This is a genomic window from Merdimmobilis hominis (genome assembly GCF_016901855.1).
In the GTDB taxonomy this organism is placed as follows: domain Bacteria; phylum Bacillota; class Clostridia; order Oscillospirales; family Ruminococcaceae; genus Paludihabitans.
The window spans coordinates 1-1,512 of record NZ_JACJKY010000049.1; the positions used below are offsets into that span (position 1 = coordinate 1).

Sequence of the window (1,512 nt, forward strand, 5' to 3'; positions counted from 1 at the left end):
TCAGTCTGTCGAATAACCCTGGATTTCAAGCGAGATTCAGGGTTAAAAATTTTAATTTGACAAAAAATGCATATATCCCGATTGAGGCACTGTATCGGTGAGAACTTATCCACTTATGCAGTGCATATTTTTTGAGGTTCATTGCAGCAAACTTAAGCCTGACCCATTTTGTCACCTGGCTCAAGCCTCGGTATTGAGTATATCGCATTGCGTATTTTTCTTTCGCGTCTGCGAATACACGTTCAATTGTTTCTTTTCGTCGTTCATATAAAGTCTTGTACTCAGGGGTATATCTAATATCTTCTACTGTTTCAAGATAATCAAACCATATGTGCTTGGTTACGGTTTTCTCATTCTTTTGGCTTTCTGTGCATAAATGCTTTGTTGGACATTTCTCGCAAATATAACTTTTGCTATTGAATTCCCGGTGTCCTTCCCGATTTGTAGTTACATAGCTTAACACTTGGTTTTCGGGACATATTACGCAGTCATAATATTCATCATATACATACTCATACGGTGCATAATTCCCCTTTTTCCCCATTGGCCTTTTGTACGGTAATACCGGTATTCTCCCGTCATCTATTACTCTTTTGCTTATCCACGGTGTTTTGTAGCCTGCATCCATTACTATGTTTTCTATCTCAGGGTTATGCTCAGTTAATTTATCATACAATCCGTCAAAGGCTGTACTATCGTGTATGTTACCGGGATTTACCGTTACTTCCATTACATATCCGTTTTTATCGCAGCCTGTCTGTGCTGTATATGCAAAGCATTTTTTATGCTCACCCTTGTGAAACATTCCGCTTTCAGGGTCTGTGGCCGAGGCTGTAATCTCTTTCTCTTCGGGCGGTTTCGGTCCGTCAAACGGTTTTTTGCCGTGGTTTTCCCGGTCCTCGTTTATCTCTGCCATAAGCTCTTCTTCATAGCGTTTTGCGGCTTGCGGTACGGCTTTTTTTACTGCCTTTTTTATGTTGGCATTTGCCTTGATATGTGTTCCGTCTACAAATACTGTTTCGGGTGATAAATATCCTGCTCTTTCTATTTCGCTTAATATCCAATAAAATATTTCTTCTATTGTTTTTTCAGTGTATCTATGTCTGAAATTATAGCTTACGGTTGAAAAGTGCGGTATCTGCTCATTCATCAGGTACCCTAAAAACCATCTGTATGCCACATTCATTTTTATTTCTTCTACCGTTCTTCTCAGTGACGGCAATCCGTATAAATGCTGTATTAATACCATTTTAAATATTACTACTGGGTCTATGCTCGGTCGGCCGTTATCTGCACAGTATAAATCTTCCACTATATCATAGATATGGCTGAAGTCTACCGCGCTGTCTATTTTTCTCAATAAATGATCAGTCGGCACAAATTCCTCTATGCTAAATACTTCGAGCTGGTCGCGGTTTTCTCTTCCTTTTACTATCATTTTCATCACCCCTTCTATTATACCTTATTTATGCAAAAAAGCCCAGCTTATACTGGACTTTTTCGACAGACTGA

At 39.2% G+C, this 1,512-nt stretch carries 1 protein-coding gene; it reads right to left on the reverse strand.

Annotation, left to right across the window (positions count from 1 at the left end; genetic code table 11):
* Positions 1-25: 25 nt before the first annotated feature.
* Positions 26-1,438 (reverse strand): IS1182 family transposase, encoded by a 1,413-nt coding sequence (locus tag H6A12_RS12950; RefSeq protein WP_087378619.1) that lies wholly within the window; start codon positions 1,436-1,438, stop codon positions 26-28.
* Positions 1,439-1,512: the final 74 nt, after the last annotated feature.